The 1,087-nt window shown below is 66.8% G+C and carries 1 protein-coding gene; it reads right to left on the bottom strand.

Features of this window, described 5'->3' with window-relative positions:
* Positions 1–22 precede the first annotated feature (22 nt).
* Positions 23–1,087: CPBP family intramembrane glutamic endopeptidase (locus tag HMPREF3113_RS09360; protein WP_254665270.1), on the bottom strand; the 1,065-nt coding region annotated here is incomplete at its 5' end.

The raw sequence follows: 1,087 nt of genomic DNA, 5'->3' as shown, positions 1-1,087 counted from the left end.
CGATACCGCCCGGGCAGTGGCGCTACCTGCTGGTCGGCGAGAAGTTCTGGGCTCCACGCGTCTTTCGCCACTGGATCCACGCGACCGCGGCGACGAAGAAGACGCTGCACAGGTAACTGCCTTCCGGCCCTTGCGCGCCACCGGTCAGGGTGTCGAGGCCTTGCGGGCGCAGCGCCACCAGCAGCGCCGGCAAGTGCGTATCGATGCCGGTGACAGGCAGCTCGAAGCCGGTCGCGAGCAACCAGTTCCACCCCGCGTGCCAGCCCATCACGCCCCAGATATTGCCGGTCCGCAGCGCCCAGGCGCAGGCGAACAGCGAGAACAGGAACGTGCCGAGCATGACCCGGAGCGGCTGGTGCGGACTGAAATGCAGGAAGCAGAAAGCGAGCGACACCAGCAGCACTGCCACCGTGACATTGGTCTTGCGCGCCACCACGGACAGCATCCAGCCGCGGAAGATGACTTCCTCCACGCTCGCCTGGAACATGAAACTCAATAGCAGTAGACCGATGTGCAGCAGGCTGACGGGCGACCGCCAGGCCTGCCCCAAGCCCGCCGCCTGCATGCCGCCAGCCATCCAGATCGCGACTACGACCAGCGCGATCGTGCCGAATCCAACGGCCAGTCCGCGCAGGAAGGTTTTCAGCGGTGCCGGACCGGTCAGTCCGATACTCGCCAGCGAGCGCCCTTCGACGAAGCGTACCCAGGCGAGCACGGCCGCCAGCGTCGGCGCGAAGCCGATCCACAGCAGCGCATACAAGCCAGCGAGACCGATCGGATCGCCGCCCGGCGTCGACCAATGCTGTGACTGCATCCACCCGTCCAGCGCGATCACCGGTACCGCGTTGAACAGGATCATCAGGATCGGCGTCAGCCAGGCCCAGGGCAGCCAGCCGCGGGCCGGATCGGGCGAATACAGGGCAACGGGGGTCATGCAGGGCACCAGGTCGACGTGATCGTCGCTGCAAGGTGCCGTCCGCGCGGGGGGCGTGGCAACCGGTTTGCGACCAAGACACAGAAGCCGCCGATGAATCTCCCGGATCGCCGACGAAATGGCGCTGAGTCGTCGCCCGTGGTGTCCGCTTTG

Origin of the sequence: Stenotrophomonas sp. HMSC10F06 (assembly GCF_001807865.1) — a bacterium.
GTDB lineage: Bacteria > Pseudomonadota > Gammaproteobacteria > Xanthomonadales > Xanthomonadaceae > Stenotrophomonas > Stenotrophomonas bentonitica_A.
This window is presented reverse-complemented; position numbering and strand designations above follow the sequence as displayed.